Here is a 1,347-nt window from a genome sequence, read left to right as displayed (position 1 = left end):
CACCATCGGGTGTCCACGGGCTTTGTAGTGGCATTTTCGAGCAATTGCTTGGTGTTTTCTTCTCCATGTCGACCAGGCGAGTACCCGGTGGGGAGGGGGCTGATGTTCCCATACCAGCTTTCCCAGAAGTCGTCGCACTTCAGGGACGGTGAGCGGAATCAGCTCGGCTGCAAGGTTCTTTTTTTCATCGCCGGCGAGTTGCTTTTCGCTCGCACCACTGACAAGAAGGCGTGGGCGAACATCGACAAGGTGATATGCCGATACCAACCGGTCCAACTGCGGACTTCGTATTCGTCCAGTCCGGCCTCCTGTTTGGTCTGTTCAAAGCACTCTTCAATGGCCCAGCGGCAACCGGCCACTTGAACCAACTTCTTTAAAGTAGTTCCCTTGGGGGCATGCGTAAAATAGTATGCCAGCTCTTCAGGATCCTTCAACGATCGTCGCACCAACAGGCCTCTGCGAAAGCCGTGTTCCGTGGGCGTGCCGAAAGGGACAAACGCCCATTGATAGTACCGGAGGCCCTTACTCCCCGCACCACAACTAAGCTCCTTCCACTGCCGCGGGGAAATTCCTTGGACATGCTGGTCCACCCGAGCACGGCCACCGTTCAGAAACAGGTGTTGCTGACAGGAGACCGCGACGACATAGCCCAGGCCCTGTTTTTCTAGCAGTTTTCGCAGCGAAGCGTCACGCCCGTAGATCTCATCGGCGGTCACCCAGCTTGCTTGGAGATCTGAATCAAAAGCCCGTCGCAGCATGCGACGAGCGAGTTCTGGCTTGGTAGCGAAACTGGCTTCTTCTGGAATCCCGGCCTCATCGCATCGCTGGCGGTCTTCGGTCCAGCACCGTGGAAGATAGAGTTCACGGTCGACCAAAGCGTGTCCGTGCCGACTGCGGTACGCCATGAAGACGCCGATCTGGCAATTCTCGATGCGACCAGCTGTTCCAGAATACTGTCGGGATACTCCGGCCGACTTGTCTCCCTTTTTCAAGAAGCCGGTTTCATCGACGACGAGCACGCCTTGCGGATCGTTCAAGTGCTCGGCGACGTAGGCTTGAAGGTCATCGCGGACAGCCTCGGCATTCCATCGCGCGCGACCGAGCAGGCGTTGAAATCCATGCGGAGTTTCAGCGCCCGTGGCTTCGGCAAGCTGCCAACTATTCTTTCGCTGCACCTGCGATAGCAAACCTTGCAGGTAGGACTCTGCCTGCCGCCACAAGTCACGTCGAGAAAAACGGACCGAGAGCCGATCCATCAGCTCCGCAAAACGCATCGAATAGGTTGAATCGAGCATCCTTGCCCTCCGATTAATGGTGAGCAAAGCTTAGCCGATCGGAGCAATTCTG

At 56.7% G+C, this 1,347-nt stretch carries 1 protein-coding gene; it reads right to left on the bottom strand.

Features of this window, described 5'->3' with window-relative positions; translation table 11 throughout:
* Positions 1–158: 158 nt before the first annotated feature.
* On the bottom strand, positions 159–1,295 hold the full coding sequence (locus NG895_RS08540) for an IS701 family transposase (RefSeq protein WP_252852059.1): 1,137 nt from the start codon (positions 1,293–1,295) through the stop codon (positions 159–161).
* Positions 1,296–1,347 lie beyond the last annotated feature (52 nt).

This window comes from Aeoliella straminimaris (assembly GCF_024054565.1).
GTDB lineage: Bacteria > Planctomycetota > Planctomycetia > Pirellulales > Lacipirellulaceae > Aeoliella > Aeoliella straminimaris.
The sequence above is the reverse complement of the archived record's forward strand: the minus strand, read 5'-3'. Positions and strand labels throughout refer to the sequence as shown.